Raw genomic sequence first — 24889 nt, 5'->3', positions numbered from 1 at the left:
GCTTTAGGATTTTTTTGTAAATTGAAATACTAACTCACTCAATTTTGAGTATAAACAATTTATATCATGCTTAAAAATGTAATAGCAACCATAGTAGGTTTAGTGATAGCTTCTGGAGTAGTCTTTCTGTTTGAATCTTTAATAGGACATAGCGTTTTCCCTTTACCAGAAGGTATAGACCCAAAGAATATGGAATCCCTAAAAGCAAATATGCACTTAATTCCAGTAGGTGCTAAAGTATTTGTAGTTATTGGTCATTTTGCAGGAATTGTATGCGGAATGTGGATAGCAGGAATGATTTCTAAAACCAGTTTGATTCCAGCCTACATCGTAGGAGGATTTATGCTTGCAGCTACAGCCTTTAATATTATTATGTTACCAAAAGAACTATGGTTTAGTTTAGCTGATGGCTTGCTTGCAATTGCTGCTTTTTTCTTCGGAAAATCGTTTGCTAACAGATATGTTTACGGGAAGTTAATTTAAAATGTAATGGCAATGAAAAAAGTTTATTCGGTTGAAGAATACATAGAAGTTAACGCACATTTCAAAGACGCTTTAGTAACGCTTCGTGAGTTACTACTATCTACTAATTTAGAAGAATCCATAAAATGGAGCGCACCAGTCTATAGTTATCAAGGTAAAAATGTGGTTGGTTTAGGCGCTTTTAAAAACCATTTTTGTTTGTGGTTTTTTAATGGTGTGTTTTTAAAAGATGAGCATAACTTATTATATAATGCTCAAGAAGGTAAAACTAAAGCTTTGCGTCAATTACGCTTTAAAACCCTTGACGACATTAACAAACCTGTGGTTTTAGCGTATATAAATGAAGCTATAGACAATCAAAAATTAGGAAAAGAACTCAAACCTATAAGAGCCACAAAAAAAGATGTTGTGATTCCTGCAGAGTTAAAAAGTGAATTAAAAAATAATACTGAATTACATACTGCGTTTAAGGTATTGTCACCTTCTCATCAAAGAGAGTATTGTAATTACATTGCTGAAGCAAAAAGAGAAGCTACAAAATTGTCTAGACTTGAAAAAATAAAACCTATGATTATAGAATCCAAAGGGTTACACGATAAGTATAAAAACTGCTAACAAAAAAGGCGACCAGAATTGGTCGCCTTTTTTTAATGATATTACAATTTATTCTATTATTATCTTTTTGGTACCATTTCTTGATTTTCCTGTAAGATTAACCAAATAAGCACCAGAGCTTAATCCAGTAATTGAAATACCGTATTTAGCGTCTTCAATAGTTACATTATTAAATGTTATTACTTGTTGTCCTAACATATTAATTAAGCTAACAGATTTAAGATCTTCTTTTAATCCATTAATAACTAATACATCATTTGAATTATTAAAGAAAACTGTAACACCTTCTTCAAATAATATATCGTCTGTAGATAAAACAGGTTGATCTTTAAAAACTATTTCAAATCTATCATTAAAATGACCTGCTTGAGAAGTAAATGTATAATCAGACTGTCTAATATCATGATATGTATTAGTGTAATTATCTTTTATAAATACATCTTGATTAGCATCAAAATCCTCAAAAGCACCAATACTAATAGTATAAGACTGACTGGTTGTAGCATTAAACACTAAAGGAATTACTTTATCTTCAGTAATTGGGCTATAAGCTTGCATTACCATTGGAGTTTGATTTAAAACTAAGTTTAAATCATCAGCTTTAAAAGATTCACTTTTAGCATCATATCCATAATCAAAATCATCTGAAGTAATATTACTAAAACCAAGAACTAATTCTCTTGAAGCTCCATTTTCTGCATTCATAAACAATCTAAACTTGCTTATAGTAGAATCTGAATTACTTAAATTATTTAAATTATTGTTTGATCTAAAAAATACAGAACCATTAGAATAACTTCCATCTGCATCAGTTTCTTTAATAAATACACGTTGCGAATTGTTAAACTCTATAGTTCCATTAGCAATAATCTCTGTAATAAACCCTTGACCAACTGGTAGATATCTAGTAGGTACAGATGTTCCATTTTGAGCTGTATTGTCTATTCCTCCTTCTATACCAACAAATTGATACGCTTTAACAGAAGCTAATTTATTTACAACAGCATAACCACCATTATAATCTGTTAAGTTATGTGAATTCCCACTCCATTGTTGCCACAACCTAATACTTCCATCTGAAACTCCTGCATTGTCATCAATAAATTTATGAATATCTAATGCAGAAGGATAAGGATTTCCTAATAGATAATCTGTTTTAGTATAACCACCAGCTTGTGTAGGATCAGAACCTGGTCCTCCTGTATCTATTGCATCAATATGAATCACACCATTATTAGGTTTTCCTTTAAATATATACTGCTGTTCGGTTCCTACACCTGTTCCTTTTTGAGTATATCCAGTCCCAGGAGCTATTGCTACACTTGGATTTACAAATGCCCAATCATAATAAGTTACTCCATTTATAAAGTCGTACATCCAATAAGTACTTATACTACCAGTTGCATGATAAGCATTAGTATAAGTTACTACATTACCATTTCCATATTGTAAATTATTTAAAGTAAATCCGGTGTTGTTTAAATTATTAGTTGAGTTATTATCTGTTAAAACAGACACAGATGCATCACTTACGGGAGAACTAAAATAGTTATACCAATACACACTAGAATTACCTTCTTGACGTCTTAAAATTTCTCCATTAACAGAAGTTACTAAATCACTATTTACCCCTTGTATTAACTGTGAGTCTTGTTGTAAATCTAATTGACCATTAAGTTCTAAGTAAGAGTTAACTTTAACGAAATTATCCGTATTTACGGTAAGTTTTTTATTGTCTTCTATTATTAACCCTAATACTTCAATTCCAGAATTTGTAGTTAACAAATTATCTACTATAGCAATGGCGTAACCAGAATTATTTAGCTCTGATAAATTCCAAACATTACCATGCAACCAAGTCGTTGTTGATGCCCAATTCCCGTCAGTGCTTGTTATAAACGGTATTGGCGCAGTCTGTTCTTGCATAGTAGTTATATTATTCAATTCTGCAGTCCTACCATAGATTGAGGCATCAGATGTTTTTGAATTTTCAACATCATTCATTTGGTAGTATGCTTGTAAATTTGCCCAAGAAATTGTTGAATTATTTACTGTATCTTTTACTTGTTTTGGAAGTATAACACCTCCAACATTATTTGAAACCTCAGCTATTTCTTGATAAATAACCTGTTGTAATTGAGAAATTGTAAGAGCAGTATCAAAAACCCTAACTTCATCTAATGCACCTTTAAAATATTGGTTATTACTACTTACATTACGTCCAATATTAAACGAGTCTGAAGATGAAGTAATAACAGATGTTAGTGATGTATTTGTAATTGTACCTTCCAAACTACCATTTATAAATATTTTAACCTGGTCAGAACTAAGACTAGAATCAAAAACAACTGCAACATGAGCCCAAATATTTTTACTTATAGCTGAAGTTATCGGTAAGCTAATTGACGTCTCATTTAAAGTGGCTTTAATGGTTTGATTATTATCAACAGAAAGTGTAAAACTACCTTGACTTAATACTGTCCCTGTGTTAGAGAAAGTATCATCTATTTTTACCCAAGCCATCATTGAAGCTGAAGCATAACCACTTAAATTTAAAGTACTATCTAAATAATCGTCAACACCATCAAAATCTAAAGTAGAAGATGAATCAGAGAATAAGCAATAATTAGATGGGACTTCAATTTCATAATTATCTATAGAACAATTTCCAGAATCATCTGTAATAGTAAAAACAAAGCTATTGTCTGTATTAGAAAAAGGACCAAATATTAATGGTGTACCATAAGTACCAGACCCTGACAAATCACCTGTTACTGTATAAGTAGTACCTATTCTAGTACCTGCTGGATCTAAAGATATATTAAACCCATCATCTGAAGCATCATTTGGCGTCCCATTATCATCACAAATAATTTCAACTCTTGGATCTTCAAGATTACATCTCAGCAATCCAAAATCGTTAGATTTTGCACACGAACCATAACTACCACTTGCAAATGAAGCTACCTCTACGTTATCAGTACTAAATATATAACCAGCTGGTAAAGAAGCAGTATCAATCTCTAGTACTAAATTTTCACCATTTACTTTATACCTAATCACAATATTATCAATATAAAAATACTCATCACTAGAGGTATAACCATTGACTCTAGCCCTAATTGTTGTGTTTGATGTTATTTTATCTGAATCAATTAATACACCATTAATTGTGGAGCTTCTAAAATCGTTAGCTTTAAAAAATAATGTCTGACAATTTGAAAATGAATTATCGCTACATATTTCAACAGTTACATCATCTGAGGCATCAATTTTACCTCTTTCATAGACTTTAAAAGAGATATTTGCTTCTGTAACTCCAGATAAATTAGCACTTCTATAAGCCGATTTATTGTTTTTTATTTGAAGTCTTCTTTTTGTACCCCAGATTTGTACATCACCAGATGAACTATTATTGTCATCACTTACTTCAGTCCAATTACTTGACCAACCTGAACCACCACTGTAAGTATTAGAATCAAAATCATCTTCTATTTCAACATTAAAGTTAGGAGATTCAAAACTATAAAAACCAAGCGAATTAGATGAAACCGATGAATAAAATATATCTGTACCACTATCGACTAAACCATTTGAATTTACATCCTCATAAATATTAATATTGATGTCATCAATTCCTAAATCATCATTATTAACGGTATCTTCATCTAAATCAAAAAATACTTGACCATAAACTATATTTTTGTTCCCTGGTGTTGGACAATCTGCTATATGAACAGTTACTGTTGCAATATCGCAAGTCCCGGGAAACTCTAAAGAACATATAGTATATTCAAAAGTATCTTGTCCAATAAAACCATCATTAGGTGTATAAGTTATTGTTCCGTCACCATTTATGACTATAGTACCATTTTGAGGTTGTAATCCATTAGTAGTTATGGACGTTTCATCTAAATTAGTTAAAAACTGAGCGTCATTATATGCTACATTAACTTCTGTTGGTGTGTTAAATAACCCATACGCTATATCCTTATTTGCAAACACTAATGCTTTTAAACATAATGGCTGCATGGTTGTCCCTACATCTATCGTTCCTGTACCTGTACCAGTAGTTGCTAAATTAGCATCTTGACCATACACAGAAAAAATTTTTGTGCCATCGCAAGTAAACACAGCTAACCCTCCCTGGTCATTATCTGCATTAAATGTGTCAAATATTTGAGTATAATTAAGTGCATTTAATGTTCTAGATTCGTCATAAGGTATATTGCAAGGACTTAATGATGCAGTTGCATCTGTTAAATCACCATCATATTTTATGTATATTGTTGTATTGTCAGTTGGAGTTACCCAAACCGGATTATAATTATACTGAAAATCTATAGTTCCTGGTGCCCATGCTATTGCAGTAAAATCTGTTAATCGTTCTTCTGATATTAAATTAAAAGCCCAATCGTATTGCTGTCCAGTTGCATCGGAATCAATTACTTCACTTGCTACATATGAAGAACCATCTTGACTTTCAAACTTATATCCAGAATTATCACTTAAAGTTAGCGATCCAGATGATTTTGCTGCAATAGTAATGGTTCCTGTATTAATATTAGATTCCCAATCAATAGCTATTGTTCTATTTAAACTATTATAAAAATATACTACTGCTGGTGCAGAACTTCTAGTTGTAGGTACTGGTGAATAATACACATCTGAATAAAACTTAGATGGATAAATGTTTATTTGTCTTGTACCAAAACAATCTTGACCACCAAAAAACAAATCTACACCTATAGGTAAGTTACTTGTTATATAAGCACCTGATTGCACGCCACCATCAATAAACATAACTTCACCTTCATTAATAGTCTGAGTGGCATCAACTGTACCATTATTATCTAAATCTATGTTTATAGTTGTACCATCTTCACTTGCTCTAGCAAATAAGCCTGTATAAACAAACTCTTGACCTAAATCTTCTCCAAAAGGTACTGTAAATGAAGTTCCAAATTTATCAACACTATAAACATCTGTTTTTGCTAATTGTATTTCAAATCTATCAACATCTCCAGCAATTGCAGACATTGCTATATCATTTGATGTTACAATTTTATCTCTACCATCATAAACAATATTGGTTGAATTTCTAGGATTATAATTATAAGTGTTTTCTAAAACTATATCTCCTCCAGATGGGATATAATCATTTGAGTAATTAGGTGATGTTCCATTAGTCACGTCCTCGTCTCCCCAAACTTGTGTAGTTGCTTGAACGGGATTATTTATATCAGCTTCATATCCATCTTCCCAATGGTCATAAACTATCACTGTACCTGGATATGGGCTTTTTATACTTGTTACTCTATTAACCTCATTAGATAATGGATAGTTACAAGACGCTAAATTAGTATTTCCAGAGTTATATAATGCAGTTCTTAAATCGTCATCAGAAAAAGGAACATAATACACTTGCTCTTGTACTGCTTGCACGCAAGGGTCTATATAATTTTCTTCTACATAAACTGTTACTGTAGCATTATCACATAAGGGTGTTAGAAAAGTAGAATCACAAATTTGATATTGAAATGTATCTGTACCATAAAAAACTCCGTTTGGAGAATATATTAAATTACCAGAAGCATCAATACTTACAGATCCATTAGTTGGTTGTGTACTTATAACTAAAGAGGAAGTGTCAATGTTGTTATTTCCATCAAAATCATTACTTAATACATCTATTATCACAGAGCTACCCTGTATCATAGACGCATAATCGTCAAATGCATTAGGGGCACAACTTGAACCACAGGAATACAAACCAAAATTATTATTGCAACTTCTATTACCTAGACCGCTAAAAGAAACAGCAATTGTGTTTGCTGATGTTAATGTCATACCTGCTGGTATAGTTGCATCATCAAGAACTACTAAAAAATCTGTACCATAACCACCACCAAGAGCTAGGTTTAAATCAATATTATCTATATATAAAAAATTATTTATTTCACTACCAACACTTCCACTTCCTAAAAATCTAACATAAGTGGTTCCTCCAATTACGGATGACACATCGTAAGTATAGTTTTGTTCAGTATCAGAAAACGATATATTATCTATGGTTGTAAAATTTGTACCATCTGAAGAAATTTGAACATTCACTGAGAAATCTTGCCCACTAGTTGAGCTTATACTTTTACTAAAATCAAAGGATAAAATCCCATTAGAATAAGCAGATGTAGTAATTTGTCTAACAACACCATCCCCAGAAATATTAGAACCACCATCGACAAATCTTCCAAATCTTAACTTATTATTATCAACCCTTACATTACCTGTGGTTACACCGCTTTCACCTAATTCTTGCCAATCGTTATTCCAATTAATAGAGCCATTATTTCCAGACCATGATGATGTATCAAAGTTATCGGCTACGTTTTCATAGGTAAATAATTCTGGAGCAACTAAAGTATAATTACCAGTATTATCTGAAATATCTGAATCTGTTAAAATATCTTCTGAATCTAAAATTCCATTTGAATTTACATCTTGATACAGATTAACACCTATATTTTGTAGGGTGGGCTCAAATATACCTTTATTACCATTTTGGTTAAAGTCATTAAAAACTAAACCATAAATAGTATTTTGATTTGGTACAAAAGAAGAGCATTGAGCATTAATTTTTTGAGCACAAAAAAATGCACAAACCAATAGAATTAGTAAAAACTTTTTCATTAAGTAGGTAATTAATAATATTAAACTTGGGGTTTAACTAAATTTATAATTTGATTTGTTTGAGGGAAGATGTTTAATCAAAACTATAAATCGATTAACGAATGTAGTTTTTTAAATTCCATGCAAAATCATTTAATCGTTAAAATGTAATATAAATACGACAAAATGTAGTTTTTCAGCAAAATAAAGCCCTGTTTATCAATGATTTATAAAAGTAAATAGCAAAAAAAAGGCGACCAGAATTGGTCGCCTTTTTTGTAATAAAAATTATATAAAACTACTTTTTTACATCTGTAGTTGGTTTGTTAAGGGATTTGCTCATTTCCATAGAAATAGCAGAACGATCATACTTTAACTTTCCAGACATAGTCTCTATAATACAACTGTTGTCTTTATCGTTAAGGTCTGCAATCTTTCCGTGCAACCCACTTTTTGTTATCACTTTATCGCCACGTTTTAATGCTGCAGCAAATTGTTTTTCTTGTTTAGCTCGTTTCATCTGTGGTGCAATCATAAAGAAATACACAACAGCAAACATAGCTATAATCGGTAAAAATCCGCTAATTCCTTCCATTATTGAGTTACAGGTCCTAAGTTAGTATTAGCTGCCGGCTTTGGTGCATTAGGATCTGGCTTGATAAAAGCTGTAATCTTTACAGATTCTTTTCCTGTTGCAGTATTTGCAGTAATATTAATTACTTTAGAGGTTTTATTAGCGCCTTTTCCGTTAAATTTAACAGTAAATTTATCAGACTCTCCTACTGCTAATGGTTCTCTTGACCAATCTTTTGGTACAGTACACCCACAAGTACTTTTAATATCTGTAATTACTAAAGGTGCTTCACCAGTGTTAGTGTAAGTAAATACAGTTTCTTGAGGTGTTCCAGAAATTATTTCTCCAAAATCATGTTCTTTTTTATCAAATGTAATTACAGGTAATTTGTTAGATTTTGCATCTCTTTCTGCAGCTTCTGCGACATTTCCTGAATCAATTTTAGCAGTTGCATCTTCTTTACAAGAAGATAGGCTTATTAAGCAAATAGCGCTTAATAGAATCATTACTTTTTTCATAATACTTATTTTTAGATTTGGTGAAACCTTTAATTTAGGCTTCTGATTGTTATAAAATTTGGATTGTAAAAATAATAATATTTTTTAACTACATCAATCCTCGACCAACTTTATTTAGTTTGCCTTGTTCCTGGTACTGTTTTAATAACTTATCTAAAATACCATTAATAAAAATACTGCTTTTTGGTGTAGAGTATTCTTTGGCAATTTCTAAATATTCGTTTATTGTTACTTTAGTTGGTATGGAAGGAAAATGACTTAACTCACAAATAGCCATTTTTAATAATACAAGGTCTAAAGTTGCTATACGCTCTGTATCCCAATTATTTGTTTTTCCTGCAATTTCTTCGCCTAATTTAGATTGATTAAGCAATGTCTTTTTAAACAAATCTATAGCAAACTGTTTGTCTTCTGCGTCTTTATATAATTTAGGAGTAAGAAGATGGGCATTAGAAGTTTCTTTTAATTTACGAAGTAGCTTTACAATAGAGGTATTTACTGTTGGCAAATCGTCTAACCATGTTAAGTTTTTATCTTCTATATAATCGTAAAGCTTATCGTTTGGCGCTATTATTTCTTTATAAATATCTACTATAAAGTCTTTGTCTTCTTTAAAAGTAGACGTTTTAGTTTGCATGTAATCTTTATACAAATCACTAGCAATAATGGCTTTGTAAATAATATCTACATACTCATTATCTAATTGCCAATTATTAATCTTTTTAGCTTCAAAAGCAGCCTGTAATGCTTCGTTATTAGCAATTAACTGAAGCACTTGATTATTTATAAACTTTTTATTTGGATTTTTTTCTTCTGGAGTTGCTAGGTGCTTTTTTTGGATATTTTCTAATTGAGTTATAGATTTTTTATTAACCTCAATTAATAAAGACATCAACATTAAGTATAAATTATACATGTTATCTATACTGTATAATAAAAACTTTTGATCTTTTGAAAAATCGTCACTTTCTGTACCATTAAATGCATATAAAACTTGCATTACTTTAACACGAATATGTCTTCTACTTAGCATACTTACAAAGAACTTTAAATTTCAATATTATTTGAAATACTTATAATGAATTAAAAAAGGCGAAAGTCTTCACTTTCGCCTTGCAAAAATAGTATAATTTAAATGATATCTATTGTAGATTTTCTTTTTTTCTAGCTTCAATTCTACTTTTAGCAATATCTAATGCTGCTTGATGCGTTGTGATATGATTGGTATTAGCATTATTCAAAATTTCTAACGTTGTATTGTAGATATTTTCTGTTTTACGCATAATTTCTTGCTTACCATAATTTTCAAGCTCGGCATACACATTTATAATACCACCTGCATTAATTAAAAAGTCTGGCGCATATACAATTCCTTTTTCTTGCAATAATCTTCCATGCTTCAACTCGTCTGCCAATTGGTTATTAGCTGCTCCAGCTATTACTTTAGCTTTTAACGTGTTAATAGTTGCATCATTAATTGTTGCTCCTAAAGCACAAGGCGCATAAATATCTACATTTTCGGCATATATATTATGTCCTTTGTAAATAGTCGCTCCATATTTTTTGCTGATTGCTTCTAAACGGTCTTCGTTAATATCATCAATAATAACCTTTGCTCCATCATTAGTTAAATGCTCTACTAAAGACTCTCCTACGTGTCCAATCCCTTGTACAATAACCGTTTTGTCTTCTAAAACATCGGTTCCAAATTTGTATTTAGCAGCAGCTTTCATACCCATAAACACACCATAAGCTGTAATTGGTGACGGATTACCTGCGCCACCTTTAGCTTCAGAAATACCAGTTACATAAGGGGTAACTTCTCTAACCAAATCCATATCTGCAGTTTCCATACCAACATCTTCTGCGGTTATGTATTTTCCGCTTAAACTATGCACAAATTCGCCAAAACGCTTCATTAATTCTGGTGTCTTTTGTGTTTTAGCGTCACCAATAATGACTGCTTTTCCACCACCTAAATTTAAACCAGTAATAGCAGATTTAAAGGTCATCCCTCTTGACAAACGCAAAACATCGTTTAGTGCTTCCCACTCGTTAGCATATTGCCACATTCTGGTACCTCCTAATGCAGGTCCTAAAACCGTATTATGTATTCCAATTATTGCTTTTAATCCTGTATCTTTGTCGTTGCAAAAAACGACTTGTTCATGATTATCGAAAGACAATTGTCCAAAAACAGGATCTGCTTTTGATAATTGATTGGTGTTAATTAATTCTGAAACCATTTAATTAATGTATAAAGATTACGTTATTTGTAAAATTAGCATGCAAAATTAACTCATAATTAATATTAAAACAATTTTTAGCATTTAAAAATGCGAAAATGTTAAAAACTTTTGAAATCGCCATTTTAACTAAATGAAAGAATTACAGCATCTTAACAAATACTTTTATAAATATAGAGTCCAAATTATTATAGGTATTTTAATTACTATTGGATCTAAACTGTTTACCGTTTTTGTACCAAAATTTATTGGTTCTATTATAGATGTTGTTAATAATCAGCTGTTACAACCAGAAGTAGACGAAACAATTTACAGAGCAGAATTATTAAAATTTATCCTACTACTTCTTGGATCTGCTGTGCTCTCTGGTATATTAACCTTTTGGATGCGTCAAACCATAATTAATGTATCCCGTTATATAGAGTTTGATTTAAAAAATGAAATTTACCAACAGTACCAAAAGCTATCCTTAAACTTTTACAAAAAAAACAGAACAGGTGATTTAATGAATCGTATTAGCGAAGACGTTGGTAAAGTCCGTATGTATGCTGGTCCTGCTATTATGTATAGTATCAACACGCTTACTTTATTTGCTGTTGCACTAGTTTTTATGTTTAGGCAAGCACCAATGTTAACGTTATACACTATTATTCCTTTACCTATTTTATCTGTAATTATTTATAAAATAAGTTCCGAAATACATAAACGCAGTACCATTGTTCAACAATATTTGTCTAAACTTTCTACGTTTTCTCAAGAAACATTTAGCGGAATTTCTGTCATTAAAGCTTACGGAATAGAACCTGAAACTTCAGTAAATTTTGACGAATTATCTGAAACCAGTAAAGACAAACAATTAAGTTTAGTCCGTATTCAAGCTTTATTTTTTCCAATGATGATATTATTAATTGGATTAAGTAATGTACTTGTTATATATATTGGTGGTAAGCAATACATGAATGGCGAGATTAGCCTAGGTACTATTTCAGAATTTATCATGTATGTAAACCTACTAACCTGGCCTGTTGCAACTGTTGGTTGGGTGACTTCTATAGTACAAGAAGCGGAAGCCTCTCAAAAACGAATTAACGAGTTTTTAAATACCAAACCAGAAATACAAAATCATAATCACCAACTCTCTGACATTAAAGGTGATATAGAGTTTAAAAATGTGTATTTTACTTATGACGACACCAATATCCAAGCACTAAAAAACATTAGTTTTAAAGTCAATTCTGGCGAAACTCTAGCAATTATTGGAAAAACGGGTTCTGGAAAATCGACTATTTTAGATTTAGTAGGGCGTTTATACGATGTGGATAAAGGCGAAATACAAATTGATAACCAACCTATCGAATCTTTAAACCTTTACAGCTTACGTGACGCAACTGGCTACGTACCGCAAGATGCCTTTTTATTTAGTGATACCATAAACAAAAATATTAAGTTTGGTAAAGAAAATGCGACTGATGACGAGGTTATTGAAGCAGCTAAATTAGCCCAAGTACATAAAAACATTATAAAATTTAATAATAAATACGATACTGTTTTAGGCGAACGTGGTATTACACTTTCTGGTGGGCAAAAACAACGTGTCTCTATAGCCAGAGCTATTATTAAAAAGCCTCAAATTATGTTGTTTGATGATTGTTTATCTGCAGTAGATACAGAAACAGAAGAAAAAATATTAAATAATCTAAAAACTATTACCGAAGGTAAAACAACAATAATTGTTAGTCACAGAATCTCTTCTGCTAAAAATGCAGACCAAATTATAGTATTGGACGATGGACATATTGTACAATCAGGTACGCATGAAGAGCTTATAAACATTGATGGTTACTACAAAGAGTTATATTTAAAAACAACCAAGTAAAAAGAATTGTTATAAAATGTTGTGTCATTCAACTTTTTTTTTGATTTTTGAGATTAAGAATTAACTAACAAATAAATTCAAATTATGCGCAATAACGAGATGATGGAGAAGGAAGAAATTTTTTCGAAAGTATTAAGAGCAGGACGACGTACTTATTTTTTTGATGTAAGAGCTACTAAAGCAGATGATTATTACTTAACCATTACGGAAAGTAAAAAGTTTACTAATGACGACGGATCGTTTCATTATAAAAAACATAAAATCTATTTGTACAAAGAAGATTTTAATGAATTTAATGATATTTTAAAAGAAATGACGGATTATATCATTACTGAAAAAGGAGATGAAGTAATTAGCGAGCGTCACCAAAAGGACTTTAAAAAAGAATACGATACACCAAAAGCAGAATCTACTGAAGATACTGCAACTACAGAAACTACTGATGCATCAAGTGCAGAAAGCAGATTTACTGATATAGATTTTGATGATATTTAAAGATTTACAATTGTAGATTTTTTGATATACGATTTTAATAAAGGTCAATTTTAATATAAATTGACCTTTTTTTTATGACTTTATATACACTAACATCAGCACAATTAACACACCTAACCCTATACCTGCTACTGTAAGCCCAAACGCATAAAATAATACAATACATAAAAGTAAAACCCATAAAGGAACTAAAGATAAACATATTGCAAATCTAAAGGTGGACATAAACTCTTCTTCATCAACTTTGGGTTTAACAAGGGTTCTCCAAATAATTATAGGAACACATAATAATAAATACACCAAAGGTTTTACTAATGCTTTAATAAAGGAAGGGTTATAAGGTGTAGACACACAATTTTTAAAATTGGTTTTAATACATGTATTGACTTGTTCTGGATTAGTAAAATCAACATTTAAATCTTGTAATTGTTGTAATGTTGTTTCATAATTAGCTTCAGGAATATGAGTGGTCAACTTGCTCATAGCCTCAAAAACATCTTGTTTTAATAGGTTAGTAGCATCAACTGTATTTATATCAGCGTAAGCTGAAGATAATATGGGCTTTCCAAAGTGAATAGACACACGATTCCCTTTGGCTTTTATATTTTCATAATTAAACCCAACTGGAATAAGGTGAATAGTTTGATCGGGAAACTTTTCTGTAAACTCTAAAATAATTCTAGTAAACCCTTTACTTAAAGGTCTAACACGTCTTACTATATTATGACTACCCTCAGGGAAAATAGTGATTGCGTAATTATTGCTTAGTAATTGAACGCTTTTATTAAAAATTGAATTGTTTTTAGTTATTGTGCTCCAACCATCTCTAACGCGATACACAGGAAGCATATTCAAACTTCTTAATAAACGACTTATTAAAGGCTTTTTAAACACTGCTGCTCTGGTTAAGTAATAACAAAATCGTCCAGATTTGGTTGCTATTAGTAAAGGGTCTAATAAAGCATTTTGGTGGTTACCTAAAAACAAAATTGGTTGCTTTTTGGGTACGTTGTGTTTTCCTTTTAGAGTAATTTTTTTATAATAAAAAAATAACCCTATTTGGATGTATAATCGTACGCTATGTAACCAAATAGATTTCAAAGTAGCCATTAAGTGTTGTTAGTTTTTGACCAGAAAAACGATAGTATCAATCCAGATATAATATGCCAAATTCCCCAAAAGGCAACTAAAACAGCCATTCCGCCCAAGCCATTAAAAAAAGTAAAAACAAGTAACAGACCTAAGCCAGAATTTTGTATTCCTGTTTCTATACTTAACGTTTTTTGATTTTTAAAAGATAACCTAAAAAGTTTGGCTATACTAAAACCAAGAAGTAAAGCTACAATATTATGACCAACACCTATTGCCAACACATGATGAATAAAACCAGTAAACACGTCTAAATTTTTAGAAAATGCGATAACAACGATACTTACAAAAATTAAGATGGAAATGGGTTTTAAAATATTAGAAAGCTTAACAGCAAGTTTAGGATTGTAACTATTAAATAACATACCTAATAATAATGGAATACCTAGAATTAAAATCATAATCTTAAAAATATCCATAGGATGCAATGTTACCGCTTTTAAGATTGTAGCAGTAGGCTGATATAAGTTTCCATACAACTGAAAATTAAACGGTGTAAAAAACAAGGCTAAAGCAGATGCAAAAGCAGTTAAACTTACAGATAATGCAGTGTTTCCTTTGGATAAATGAGTCATAAAATTACTAATATTTCCGCCAGGACAAGCTGCTACCATAAACATACCTAAAGCAATACTTGGTACAGGTTTAATTAATAATACTAGTAAAAAGGTTACTAATGGTAATAAAATAAACTGAGATAATAAGCCAATTAAGATAGGTTTAGGTTGCTTAAATAGTTGTTTAAAATCTTTTAAATTAATACCCAAAGCCACGCCAAACATAACTATTGCCAATGCAATGTTAAGCATAAACAATCCGTTAGCATCAAATTGGACTTGTGCTTGATTGACATCTATCATAGACTAAGATACGACTGTACCATTAGGCACTTTATTTTCTGGATTAAGTAAGATAACGTCTTTATTATTAACTGCTCCAAGCACTAAGCACTCACTCATAAATGTAGCAATTTGCTTTTTAGGAAAGTTTACTACAGCTACAATCTGTTTATTTAGCAAGTCTTCTTTTGTATATAAAGTAGTAATTTGTGCGCTACTTTTTTTAATACCTAAATCTCCAAAATCTATAGTTAGTTGATACGCTGGGTTTTTAGCTTTAGGAAAATCGTTAACCTCAACAATAGTTCCTACACGTAAATCTACTTTAGTAAAATCGTCAAATTGAATGGTATGACTCATAAAATTAGTTAGTTTTAGTTGATTGCAATTTAATGTTTTATATTGAAATCATTACATTGAATATTAATAGGATGCTACAATAAAATTAATAACAGTTTAAAGTTTATTTTTAGCTTGAAAATAAAACACTTACTATACCTAAATATAAATCACAAAAAAAGCTTCTCTAAAAAGAGAAGCTTTTTGCTTTTGGGTGGAAGACCGGGTTCGAACCGGCGACTTTCGGTACCACAAACCGACGCTCTAACCAGCTGAGCTACAACCACCATTTGTGTGCATTAAATAATGCGTGTGCAAAGGTAAATTATTTAGTAGTTATTGCAAACGTTTTTATTAAAATTTTTATTTTAAATTAAATAAACTATCTACTGCAACGTAACGCTCTGCTGTAAAGCCCTCTGCATATTCTACATTTATTAATCGTCCTAAATCTTTAGCTCTGTACGTCACGCTATCTGTAAAGTTTTTACTTGATATTGGGGTTTCTGGTTCTTTGCTACTAGGATCAAAAAATTGAGTTTTATAGGCTAAAACACTTTTTAATTTTACTTCCATAAAATCTGATACATCAACCACAACATCTGGAGTTATATTTTTCCATTGAATATAATGATACACTTGTTTAGGTCTATGTTGCTTTTGTTGCAGACCATTATATGTCGTTTCAATTTTGATTAATCCACTTAAAAAACAAGCATCACTAACAAGCTTACTACCTTTACTATGATCGATATGTCTGTCGTCTATAGCATTACAAAGCACTATTTCTGGTTGATATTTGCGTATCATTTTAATAACTTCTAATTGATGTTGCTTATCATTAATAAAAAAACCATCTGCAAATCCTAGGTTTTCTCTATGGGTTACTCCCAAAATAGTCTTAGCGTTTTCAGCTTCAGATTGTCGTGTAATGTCTGTCCCACGAGTACCCAGTTCTCCTTTAGTTAAATCTACAATCGCTACAGTTTTTCCGTTAGCAATTTCTTTAGCTATTGTAGCTCCTGCTCCTAACTCGACATCATCAGGATGTGCACCAAATGCTAGTATATCTACTTTCATAAATTATTTATTATTCCAATCTTGTTGTTGCTTTTTGTCTAAAAACGTCCAAGCTACTATCCTACTCTTTTTATTTCCAATATTCATACCTAAAGTCAAAACTGCTGTAGCACCCAACTTTTTTAAAGATTGATTCATCGTTTTTACATTATCCTTATTAGACACTAAACTAGTGTACCAAAAACTGTCTGTTTGTTTTAAAGAACTTTCGTATAAATAGGTATGCAAAAAAGCCTTCTCGCCTCCTTTGTACCACAACTCGTGCGCCTGACCAGCAAAGTTACGTACCATCTCATCTGTTGGTTGCCCAAGTCCTTTCAATTTTCGTTTTGTTGCTGCAAGTGCATCTGCTTCATTTTTAAAAAAAGGTGGATTACACATGGTTACAGTTACTTTATCTAATTGGGTTAAAACACCTTCTAAAACATGAGTCGTGTCATTTTGCTGTCTTAATGTTATCTTTTCTTGCAGATTATTTTGATTGATAATATTTTGTGCAATTGTCAATGCCTCTTCATTACTGTCAACACCAATAAAATCCCAGCCATATTCTGAAGATCCTAGCAATGGATAAATGCAATTGGCTCCTGTGCCAATATCCATAACTGTGACGTTTTCATTAATTTTAGAACGCTCTAACATATCTGCTATATGATGTATATAATCTACACGACCCGGAATTGGAGGACATAAAAAATGATCTGGAAACTCCCAATAATTGATATTATAATGCTTTTTTAACAACGCTGCATTTAAAGCTTTTACTGCTTTAGGGTTGGCAAAATCAATAGTTTTTTTGTTGGTTGCATTAGTAAATATATAAGGCTCTAATTTTGGATACTCAGTAACCAGTTGATCAAAATTATAATTATCTGTGTGCTTGTTATTTTTGTGCATTGTGTTTAAATTATAGATTTTGTATGGCTTGTAAAATATCTGTTTTTAAATCTTTAACGTCTTCTATTCCTACTGAAAATCTAATTAATCCATCGGTAATTCCAACTGCTTCGCGCTGTTCTGCAGTTAATAACGAATGAGATGTTTGCGCTGGAGATAGCATTGTACTTTCAATACCTGCCAAACTCATAGACGCTTTAATTAATTGTAATTGTTTCATAAATTGATTAGAATCTATAGAGTCTGTTAATTCAAAAGATAACATAGCTCCAAATCCTTTCATTTGCTCAGTAGCTAATTGGTGTTCTGGATGTGTTTTAAGACCTGGATAATACACCTGTTTTACAAAAGATTGTTTATTTAACCATTTAGCTAGTTTCATAGCGTTTTTGGTTTGCGCTTTAACACGTAAACCCATAGTTTTCATACTTCGTTCTAACATCCAAACCGTAAAATCGCTAAGACTTCCTCCATAGTTTTTAGACACATTCCAAATTTTATCCATGTGATTTTTGCTTCCTGCAACAGCGCCTGCACAAATGTCGCTATGACCACCAAAATATTTGGTTGCTGAATGCATGATTAAATCTATACCAAAATCTGCTGGATTTTGATTTACAGGACTAGCAAACGTATTATCTATACTAGTTACAATACTTTTTTGTTGAGCTAAAGTTGCAATTGCTTTAATATCTGTAATGGTTAATAATGGGTTTGAAGGTGTTTCAATATGTATCAATTTGGTATTGGGCTGGATTGCAGCTTCAAAATCTTCTACCTTATACCCATTGGTAAACGTAAATTCTATATTTAGTTTAGGAAATTCTTCTCTAATAAAATTAGTTGTACCACCATACAAGGTATTTTGCACAACAATATGATCTCCAGATTTTAAAAAAGCTAAAAACATATGACTTATTGCAGCCATACCAGAACCAAAAATCATTGCAGTTTCTGTATGTTCTAAAGCTGCAATTTTTTTAGCTAAGTATTCTTGGTTTGGTGTATTAAAATATCGTGGATAACGTTTGACATCAACATCCATAAACTCGTAAGAGGATGATAAATAAATAGGAGAAATTGCTCCTTTAAACTGTTGGTCAGGCACTTCCCCTACATGTGTACAAACAGTATTTAATCCGATATGTTTTGATTTCATTTTTAATCAACGATTTTAAAGCTCTAAATTACTAATTTAAAAGATGAATATTAAAAAGTATCTATATTAATACAGTATAAAATTAGGATTTAACGAGTCTTTAACGGAATTTTTAATCTAAATTTTGTATACTATAGATTATGATAGCACAAGACAAAGAAACACACGAAGACATTTTAAAACAATCTATTAATCACTTAGAATTTTTAGGTTACGAAAATATCAAAGCTGATTTAGAAGGCTATGATCAACCAAAAGCGTTTATTAAAAAAGAAAATAATTTGGTTATTACACCAGATATAACCGCCTACAAGCGTACCAAAAAGTATTTTTTTGAATTAGGTATAAAAAGCGAAAAACCAAAACTATTAAAAACCAAATGGCGACTGTTAGACGTTGTTACTAGGATGAAAGATCAACGGTTTAAGATAATTACTACCAGAGGTCATTATAGTTTTACCAACAAAATATTAAACGACTTAAATTTAGATAAAACCCTAATTAAAATTTAAAATAAAAAAAACAGCAGATGCTGTTTTTTTTTTATTGCTCTTGATTCTTTCTATCTATTATTGCTTTTAGTTTTTCTTTTCTTAAAGCAGCTTCTTTTTTCTTCTTATTAATTTTTCTAGCCATTAATTTAGAATGCTTAGCCTTATTTTTGGTATTTTTTTGACCTTTAGGTTTAGGCATATCTATTTTTTTGAGGCTTTTAATAAAGCGTTTTGCTCTTCCATTAAGTCAGATAATTTAGCCAGTAACTCAATATCCTTTGGTGTTTTAACCGTTTTGTTTTTAACATCCTGAGACTTATCGCGTAATTTATTCATAGCCTTAACCACTAAGAATACAGTAATACCAATAATTATAAAGTCTAGTATAACTTCAAATAATTCACCATAATATATAGCGACCTCTTCAGTGGTTGTTTTGCCTTTACTATTTACAACCTCTTCTCTTAACACATAACGTTTGTTTTGAAAATTTAAACCATCTGTCATTAAAGATAAAGGTGGCATAAACACTTTTTTTACTAAAACATCAATTACTTTATTAAAGGATGCACCTATTATTATACCAATAGCCATATCCATCATATTGCCTTTTACAGCAAATTCTTTAAATTCTTTTAAAAATTTCATTCTGAAAAAATTTATTACTTGTAAAACATCTTTAAACTAGCAACTCTTTTTATTGATTACGAGTTTTATTATAGGCTCTAACCATTGCAAATGCCCATGCAAATACACATAGAAAGACAATAACAGAAAACCATAATACTATATTATCTCCTTCCATTATTAACTAATTTAATATATATCATTACACCTAACAATGTTGGCGCCCATAAGCCTATAAAAATACCATGAAGTTGGTCTCCTTGAAGAAATAAATATTCTGCAACCAATATAATGGCTAGGCATAAAACCAATAATAACAAGTTGCTTATTCCAAAATTTTTAATGTATTCCATTAATCTGATTTATAATTTTTAACAAGTTAACAAATAATTAAATGATATCAAATCAAGTGAATGAATTGTAATAAAATATCTTTTAATCGATGTTATTTACTTTTAATCGATTATTTAAATAACAAACACAAAATATTGTGTATTTCATCGAAAAAATATGTAGTTAATGGTGATTATTTAAAATACTCTGTATCTTAGTCGAAGAAAATAACCCTTTAACCGATAAATATCCCTTATCATGAAAAAAATTACTTTACTTCTACTAACTCTAATATTTTGCAACCCTATTTTTGCAACAAACACTAACAATAATAGCGCAGCAGTTAATTCTGTTCAAATCATAAGATTAGATTACACCTCACCTAATGGTGCAATAAGAGAACTTGTATTAGGTTTTACATCAGATAATGCAGCTTCAGACGGAGTAGATTATGGATATGACGCTACTGTAAGTCAGCCTTTTGCTAACGATTTAAATTGGTTAATTGAAGGCAATAGATATGTAATCCAAGGTGTTGGAGCTTTTGACAACACGAAGCAATACTTATTTGGTCTATTTAATGAAGTAGCAGGAACTGCAACAATAGAGTTGACCTCTTTAGAAAATTTTAATACTGATATTGAAGTTTTTATTTACGATGCACTTTTAGATACTTACACAAAAATTAATGACACTGCTTACACAGAGACAATAAATGCTGAAGACTATTTAGATCGTTTTTATATTGCTTTCTCTCAACCAGCTTCAGATAATAATGATACTTCAGATAATACTGATACGACTGATGATACTGACACTTCTGATACTACTGATTCTAGTGACACTACAGATAACTCTAGTGATAGTGATGATACAACAAACGATACTAATACTGAGGTAACAAACAAAAAAGTAAAAGTAAAATACATCAAAGGTTTAAACCAACTTAAAATTAAAAGTCATAAGAAAAATAAGATTTTAGAAATTCATACTTATGACTATAATGGAAGTTTAATTCAGTCTTTAAGTAACATTAACAGCGAAGAAGCTACTATAAACTTAACCACAGAAAACACAAACTTAATTTTACATGTTGTAACAGAAAATGAAACATTTGTAAAGCAAATAGTGGTTAACAACTAACAATAATAAAACAACTACAAATAAAAAAACTCACTAGAAATAGTGAGTTTTTTTTATATCCTTAATTTACCAATATTACTTTTTATAATACTGAATATATTTTCTGTAAGAGAAAAAACCTATAATAGCTATTACTACTAGTGTACCAGCAATAAACTGGAAGCTTAATATTTGATCTCCACTAGCATAACTATGTAATCCAGATAGGTAAAAGTTCACTCCAAAATAAGTCATTAATATACTTCCAAAGGTAAGTACAGACATTAGATTAAATAACCAACGTCCACGTAAACCAGGTACTAAACGCATATGTATTACAAACGCATACAACATAATACTAATTAATGCCCAAGTTTCTTTTGGATCCCAACCCCAATATCTTCCCCAACTCTCATTAGCCCATTGTCCACCAAGGAAATTACCTATTGTTAACATAACCAAACCTACGGTTAAAGCCATTTCGTTAATTATGGTTAGCTCTTTAATATTTAAGTCCATTTTAGACTTATTGTCTTTATTGGTTAAAATCATTAACACTAAAGTGACTAATCCAATTATCATCCCTAAGGTAAATGGTCCATAACTAGCTACAATTACCGCTACGTGTATCATTAACCAATAACTATTTAAAACAGGCTGTAAATTAGCTATAGCTGGATCCATCCAATTCCAATGTGCTATCATTAAAATCATTGCTGTAACAAAAGCGGTAGACGCTAAGGTTAAATCGCTTTTTCTACCAAATGCCAAACCAAAAAACATGGTTGCCCACGCAACATAAATCATAGACTCATAAGCATCACTCCAAGGTGCATGACCAGAAATATACCATCGTGCAATTAAACCTAGGGTATGTATAATAAACAATCCTAAAATAATAAATTTAAATACCCTTACACTTGTATTTAACCACTTGTTTCCGTCTTTAAAGATTTGCCAAATAAGCAGAATAAACAATAAAGTACCAGCGTATAAATACCAACTAAACAGCTTTTTAAAGACATCGTATTTATTATATAATATTTCGGCATTAATCTTATCATCACTAAGCATGACCTCTGCTCCTACTTTAGATTGCGAAGTTTTAAAAGCGTTTAAAAGTTTTTCTGGTTTAGTGAAGTCTCCAGATTGTTTAGCCTCGTTAAGCGCGTATAAATACCAATCAAAACCAGAACCTATAAAACTTCCATAGGTACTGTCATTTATTTTTTGATTGTACCCTTCATTTTTATATTCAAAAGGTGAAATCCAAGTATTATTTTCATCTTCTGGAACAGGGAAAATTTTTAACGATCTACCTTCAATTGCATTACTTAATAGGTTAACACGTTGGTTAGTTTCTAAAAACTCTTTTTGTATTCCTGTTTGTGACTTTACTGCAGAAGCTTCCTCTAAATAAGGGTCTAATTTGTATTTAAAATCATCGGTAAAAAAGTCTAGTAAACTTGCAAACTTTTGGTCTTGTGGTATACCAATAACTTTTCTAATAGAATCTGCTTTTTTAGGTTTTATGTAAATAATAGGTACGTTGTACCATAACATCGGACTTTCTTGAATACTTAAAAAGATCTGATTTGCAGTCATCCCTTCGTAAGTTTCATACTTAGTTAGTTTACGTAACAGCTCTGATGCATAAGTATCTACAGGCATCATACGTCCATCTAAATCTTGGATGACTATTCTACCAAATTTGTCTGCGTGTTCTTTAGGTGCGACATTAGCTTTTAAAATAGAATCTACTTGAAATTTTGAAGCCACTTTACGTTCTGTTTTTTCATGACCATGTCCATCGTTTTCTGAGTGCTGATTGTCTTGAGCGAAACCAAACAAACCAAAACATAACAGAAACATTGCTGTTAACTTAGCTTTTTTGTTTTTCACTTTTTCCAATCCATTCTGCAAATCTCTAAATCTTGTATGATTAGCAAATAAAATGGCCATCATCCCAAAATACAATAAAAAGTAACCAGCATAAGTTACCCAAGTTCCCCAAAAATCATGATTAACAGACAGTATGGTTCCTTTTAAATCTTTATCAAAATCTGCTTGAAAAAATCGGTATCCTCTATGATCCAATATATTATTCATGTAAATATGAAAGTCAAAATCGCCTTCTTCCTGATCTAAAACAGTCACTTTACTTTCGTAAGACGAATAGTTATTTTCTGTACCTGGATATTTTTCGGCTATAAAATCGTTTAACTTAATCTCAAACGGTAACTCTAATACTTTAGAGCCATATTTTAAAGCAATATCTAATCCACCAACTTGTATTTGCTTAAACGGATTATTAGACCATTGGCTTCCTAATAATTTTACTTCTTTAGTTTCTCCATTAGCTGTTACATTTAATACTACAGCGTTTTCATCTTGTTTTAGTAAAGATGATTTTTTAACCACATCAAAGGTACCTTTTACTACTGGCTTAGGAAACACTAATTGCATATCTCCAATAACGTATCTTGAACGCAACATTAAAGGCTGGATGCTATCTTTTACCAAAGTTCCTGTGGTCATAGTAGCCATTTGTAGATATTCGCCTTCAAAAGGAGACTCAACCATCAACCCTTTATCTGTTGTTATAATATTTACAGCACCAGGAGTGGGCTTATCTAAGGACACTAGTAAATTATGTATGTTTTCAACCTCTCCTTGTTTTAAAAAGTGGTTATGCGGATTATTACCTCTGGCTTCTACAATTTTAAGATAATTTTCACCGTTTTCATCTGGTACAATATCCATTTCTGCACCTTGTATGAAATCGGTTAACTCAAAACTAACAGGAGTTTGGTTATATTTTACATCTAGGTTAAAACTATTCTCCATTCGTGGAGAAAAATCTACCTCAGCCTCTACTGGTAAACGTTGTGGAACACCATCAATTTTATAGTCGCCATCAATGTATGCAGTAATGTAAGTTTTTTGAGACAAAAAAGCATGTTCTGTTTCTCCTTCTCTAATAGCAATCATACCTTCAAAACCAAAATAACGTGTAATACCAGCTCCTACAATAATTAAAATAAAAGCTAAATGCAGAATTAACGTTGCCCATTTTTCTTTACGCAACAACCTAAACCTAAAAATGTTTCCAACAAAATTTATTACAAAAAACACCATAATAGCTTCAAACCACCACGCATTGTATATTAAATTTCTGGTGTAAGGCGTTGGAGAGGTGTCCATATTTCTATCTAAAATAGTTCCCGTAGCCATAGCTACAGCAAATACAATAAATAAAATAGAGGTTAATCGTGTAGAAAATAGGATTTTGGCAATTTTATTTTGCATAATAATAGGCCTTTTTAAGCTCGTGCAAAGATAATTGTTTTTGTTGGTTTTAATTCCTCAAAAAC

Annotated in this window: 21 protein-coding genes and 1 tRNA gene; 6 read left to right on the top strand and 16 right to left on the bottom strand. The window is 31.0% G+C overall.

All coding sequences use genetic code 11. The features are described 5' to 3' along the window. Nucleotides 1-66 precede the first annotated feature (66 nt). Together LY08_RS03660 and LY08_RS03655 are read left to right on the top strand one after the other, a co-directional pair. Nucleotides 67-483, top strand: a complete 417-nt coding sequence (locus LY08_RS03660) for a hypothetical protein (RefSeq protein WP_111659081.1) — start codon at nt 67-69, stop codon at nt 481-483. Nucleotides 484-495: 12 nt separating this feature from the next. Continuing rightward, a complete protein-coding gene (locus tag LY08_RS03655) occupies nt 496-1098 on the top strand; it encodes a YdeI/OmpD-associated family protein (protein WP_111659332.1) in 603 nt (200 codons plus the stop codon). Between the two features lie 48 nt (nt 1099-1146). Here the strand turns inward: LY08_RS03655 and LY08_RS03650 are convergent, their stop codons facing one another. The 5 genes from LY08_RS03650 to LY08_RS03630 form a co-directional block, all read right to left on the bottom strand. Further along, nucleotides 1147-7788 carry a LamG-like jellyroll fold domain-containing protein gene (locus LY08_RS03650; RefSeq protein ID WP_111659080.1) on the bottom strand — a complete coding sequence of 2214 codons (6642 nt, stop codon included), beginning with the start codon at nt 7786-7788 and terminating at the stop codon, nt 1147-1149. Between the two features lie 277 nt (nt 7789-8065). After that, the gene (yajC, locus tag LY08_RS03645) at nt 8066-8362 is read right to left on the bottom strand and encodes a preprotein translocase subunit YajC (protein ID WP_111659079.1); all 297 of its coding nucleotides are present in this window, start codon (nt 8360-8362) and stop codon (nt 8066-8068) included. Then, entirely contained in the window at nt 8362-8859 is a 498-nt protein-coding gene (locus LY08_RS03640; RefSeq protein WP_111659078.1) for a DUF1573 domain-containing protein, read from the bottom strand. The genes yajC and LY08_RS03640 overlap by 1 nt, the downstream gene beginning before the upstream one ends. A gap of 88 nt (nt 8860-8947) precedes the next feature. Next, nucleotides 8948-9892 carry a transcription antitermination factor NusB gene (gene nusB / locus LY08_RS03635; protein WP_245907544.1) on the bottom strand — a complete coding sequence of 315 codons (945 nt, stop codon included), beginning with the start codon at nt 9890-9892 and terminating at the stop codon, nt 8948-8950. A 109-nt stretch (nt 9893-10001) separates the two neighbouring features. Then, entirely contained in the window at nt 10002-11105 is a 1104-nt protein-coding gene (locus tag LY08_RS03630; RefSeq protein ID WP_111659077.1) for a Glu/Leu/Phe/Val family dehydrogenase, read from the bottom strand. 133 nt (nt 11106-11238) lie between these two features. Here LY08_RS03630 and LY08_RS03625 point away from each other — a divergent pair, with 133 nt between their 5' ends. Both LY08_RS03625 and LY08_RS03620 read left to right on the top strand, forming a co-directional pair. Next, nucleotides 11239-12981: an ABC transporter ATP-binding protein gene (locus tag LY08_RS03625; RefSeq protein WP_111659076.1), complete on the top strand. Its 1743-nt coding sequence runs from the start codon at nt 11239-11241 to the stop codon at nt 12979-12981. A gap of 84 nt (nt 12982-13065) precedes the next feature. After that, entirely contained in the window at nt 13066-13476 is a 411-nt protein-coding gene (locus LY08_RS03620) for a PUR family DNA/RNA-binding protein (protein ID WP_111659075.1), read from the top strand. Nucleotides 13477-13548: 72 nt separating this feature from the next. On the opposite strand, the gene LY08_RS03615 is transcribed toward LY08_RS03620, so the two are convergent. The 7 genes from LY08_RS03615 to LY08_RS03585 form a co-directional block, all read right to left on the bottom strand. Further along, nucleotides 13549-14586 carry a 1-acyl-sn-glycerol-3-phosphate acyltransferase gene (locus tag LY08_RS03615; protein ID WP_245907543.1) on the bottom strand — a complete coding sequence of 346 codons (1038 nt, stop codon included), beginning with the start codon at nt 14584-14586 and terminating at the stop codon, nt 13549-13551. Then, nucleotides 14586-15485 (bottom strand): bile acid:sodium symporter family protein, encoded by a 900-nt coding sequence (locus LY08_RS03610; protein WP_111659074.1) that lies wholly within the window; start codon nt 15483-15485, stop codon nt 14586-14588. The genes LY08_RS03615 and LY08_RS03610 overlap by 1 nt, the downstream gene beginning before the upstream one ends. A 3-nt stretch (nt 15486-15488) precedes the next feature. Next, complete coding sequence (locus LY08_RS03605) at nt 15489-15824, bottom strand: tRNA-binding protein (RefSeq protein ID WP_111659073.1); 336 nt, start codon at nt 15822-15824, stop codon at nt 15489-15491. A 191-nt stretch (nt 15825-16015) separates the two neighbouring features. Next, nucleotides 16016-16091: transfer RNA gene (locus tag LY08_RS03600), tRNA-His, on the bottom strand. 75 nt (nt 16092-16166) lie between these two features. Further along, a complete protein-coding gene (gene bshB1, locus LY08_RS03595; protein ID WP_111659072.1) occupies nt 16167-16883 on the bottom strand; it encodes a bacillithiol biosynthesis deacetylase BshB1 in 717 nt (238 codons plus the stop codon). A 3-nt stretch (nt 16884-16886) separates the two neighbouring features. Further along, a complete protein-coding gene (gene rlmF / locus LY08_RS03590; protein WP_111659071.1) occupies nt 16887-17780 on the bottom strand; it encodes a 23S rRNA (adenine(1618)-N(6))-methyltransferase RlmF in 894 nt (297 codons plus the stop codon). A 10-nt stretch (nt 17781-17790) separates the two neighbouring features. After that, nucleotides 17791-18939, bottom strand: a complete 1149-nt coding sequence (locus LY08_RS03585) for a trans-sulfuration enzyme family protein (RefSeq protein WP_111659070.1) — start codon at nt 18937-18939, stop codon at nt 17791-17793. 140 nt (nt 18940-19079) lie between these two features. Here LY08_RS03585 and LY08_RS03580 point away from each other — a divergent pair, with 140 nt between their 5' ends. Beyond that, on the top strand, nt 19080-19451 hold the full coding sequence (locus LY08_RS03580) for a hypothetical protein (RefSeq protein ID WP_111659069.1): 372 nt from the start codon (nt 19080-19082) through the stop codon (nt 19449-19451). A 31-nt stretch (nt 19452-19482) separates the two neighbouring features. Here the strand turns inward: LY08_RS03580 and LY08_RS13550 are convergent, their stop codons facing one another. From LY08_RS13550 to LY08_RS03570, 3 genes are all read right to left on the bottom strand, one after another. Further along, on the bottom strand, nt 19483-19632 hold the full coding sequence (locus LY08_RS13550) for a hypothetical protein (RefSeq protein ID WP_170120599.1): 150 nt from the start codon (nt 19630-19632) through the stop codon (nt 19483-19485). Nucleotides 19633-19634: 2 nt separating this feature from the next. Continuing rightward, a complete protein-coding gene (gene mscL / locus LY08_RS03575) occupies nt 19635-20081 on the bottom strand; it encodes a large conductance mechanosensitive channel protein MscL (protein WP_111659068.1) in 447 nt (148 codons plus the stop codon). A gap of 143 nt (nt 20082-20224) precedes the next feature. Continuing rightward, nucleotides 20225-20413, bottom strand: coding sequence for a hypothetical protein (locus tag LY08_RS03570; RefSeq protein WP_111659067.1), 189 nt, complete (start codon nt 20411-20413; stop codon nt 20225-20227). 238 nt (nt 20414-20651) lie between these two features. Here LY08_RS03570 and LY08_RS03565 point away from each other — a divergent pair, with 238 nt between their 5' ends. Beyond that, nucleotides 20652-21536 carry a hypothetical protein gene (locus LY08_RS03565; RefSeq protein WP_111659066.1) on the top strand — a complete coding sequence of 295 codons (885 nt, stop codon included), beginning with the start codon at nt 20652-20654 and terminating at the stop codon, nt 21534-21536. A gap of 75 nt (nt 21537-21611) precedes the next feature. Here LY08_RS03565 and ccsA read toward each other — a convergent pair whose 3' ends face one another. Beyond that, a complete protein-coding gene (gene ccsA, locus LY08_RS03560) occupies nt 21612-24824 on the bottom strand; it encodes a cytochrome c biogenesis protein CcsA (RefSeq protein WP_111659065.1) in 3213 nt (1070 codons plus the stop codon). Nucleotides 24825-24889: the final 65 nt, after the last annotated feature.

The sequence above is a fragment of the Olleya aquimaris genome (assembly GCF_003259525.1).
In the GTDB taxonomy this organism is placed as follows: domain Bacteria; phylum Bacteroidota; class Bacteroidia; order Flavobacteriales; family Flavobacteriaceae; genus Olleya; species Olleya aquimaris.
The sequence above is the reverse complement of the archived record's forward strand: the minus strand, read 5'-3'. Positions and strand labels throughout refer to the sequence as shown.

Bases quoted from the DNA above. Each gene is read 5' to 3' on its own strand.
- nusB (WP_245907544.1), bottom strand. From the start codon at position 9,892: ATGCTAAGTAGAAGACATATTCGTGTTAAAGTAATGCAAGTTTTATAT.
- LY08_RS03625 (WP_111659076.1), top strand. From the start codon at position 11,239: ATGAAAGAATTACAGCATCTTAACAAATACTTTTATAAATATAGAGTC.
- LY08_RS03650 (WP_111659080.1), bottom strand. From the start codon at position 7,788: ATGAAAAAGTTTTTACTAATTCTATTGGTTTGTGCATTTTTTTGTGCT.
- LY08_RS03580 (WP_111659069.1), top strand. From the start codon at position 19,080: ATGATAGCACAAGACAAAGAAACACACGAAGACATTTTAAAACAATCT.
- rlmF (WP_111659071.1), bottom strand. From the start codon at position 17,780: ATGCACAAAAATAACAAGCACACAGATAATTATAATTTTGATCAACTG.
- LY08_RS03655 (WP_111659332.1), top strand. From the start codon at position 496: ATGAAAAAAGTTTATTCGGTTGAAGAATACATAGAAGTTAACGCACAT.
- LY08_RS03565 (WP_111659066.1), top strand. From the start codon at position 20,652: ATGAAAAAAATTACTTTACTTCTACTAACTCTAATATTTTGCAACCCT.
- LY08_RS03615 (WP_245907543.1), bottom strand. From the start codon at position 14,586: ATGGCTACTTTGAAATCTATTTGGTTACATAGCGTACGATTATACATC.
- LY08_RS03585 (WP_111659070.1), bottom strand. From the start codon at position 18,939: ATGAAATCAAAACATATCGGATTAAATACTGTTTGTACACATGTAGGG.
- LY08_RS03570 (WP_111659067.1), bottom strand. From the start codon at position 20,413: ATGGAATACATTAAAAATTTTGGAATAAGCAACTTGTTATTATTGGTT.
- yajC (WP_111659079.1), bottom strand. From the start codon at position 8,362: ATGGAAGGAATTAGCGGATTTTTACCGATTATAGCTATGTTTGCTGTT.
- LY08_RS03640 (WP_111659078.1), bottom strand. From the start codon at position 8,859: ATGAAAAAAGTAATGATTCTATTAAGCGCTATTTGCTTAATAAGCCTA.
- LY08_RS03620 (WP_111659075.1), top strand. From the start codon at position 13,066: ATGCGCAATAACGAGATGATGGAGAAGGAAGAAATTTTTTCGAAAGTA.
- LY08_RS13550 (WP_170120599.1), bottom strand. From the start codon at position 19,632: ATGCCTAAACCTAAAGGTCAAAAAAATACCAAAAATAAGGCTAAGCAT.
- ccsA (WP_111659065.1), bottom strand. From the start codon at position 24,824: ATGCAAAATAAAATTGCCAAAATCCTATTTTCTACACGATTAACCTCT.
- LY08_RS03610 (WP_111659074.1), bottom strand. From the start codon at position 15,485: ATGATAGATGTCAATCAAGCACAAGTCCAATTTGATGCTAACGGATTG.
- mscL (WP_111659068.1), bottom strand. From the start codon at position 20,081: ATGAAATTTTTAAAAGAATTTAAAGAATTTGCTGTAAAAGGCAATATG.
- bshB1 (WP_111659072.1), bottom strand. From the start codon at position 16,883: ATGAAAGTAGATATACTAGCATTTGGTGCACATCCTGATGATGTCGAG.
- LY08_RS03660 (WP_111659081.1), top strand. From the start codon at position 67: ATGCTTAAAAATGTAATAGCAACCATAGTAGGTTTAGTGATAGCTTCT.
- LY08_RS03605 (WP_111659073.1), bottom strand. From the start codon at position 15,824: ATGAGTCATACCATTCAATTTGACGATTTTACTAAAGTAGATTTACGT.
- LY08_RS03630 (WP_111659077.1), bottom strand. From the start codon at position 11,105: ATGGTTTCAGAATTAATTAACACCAATCAATTATCAAAAGCAGATCCT.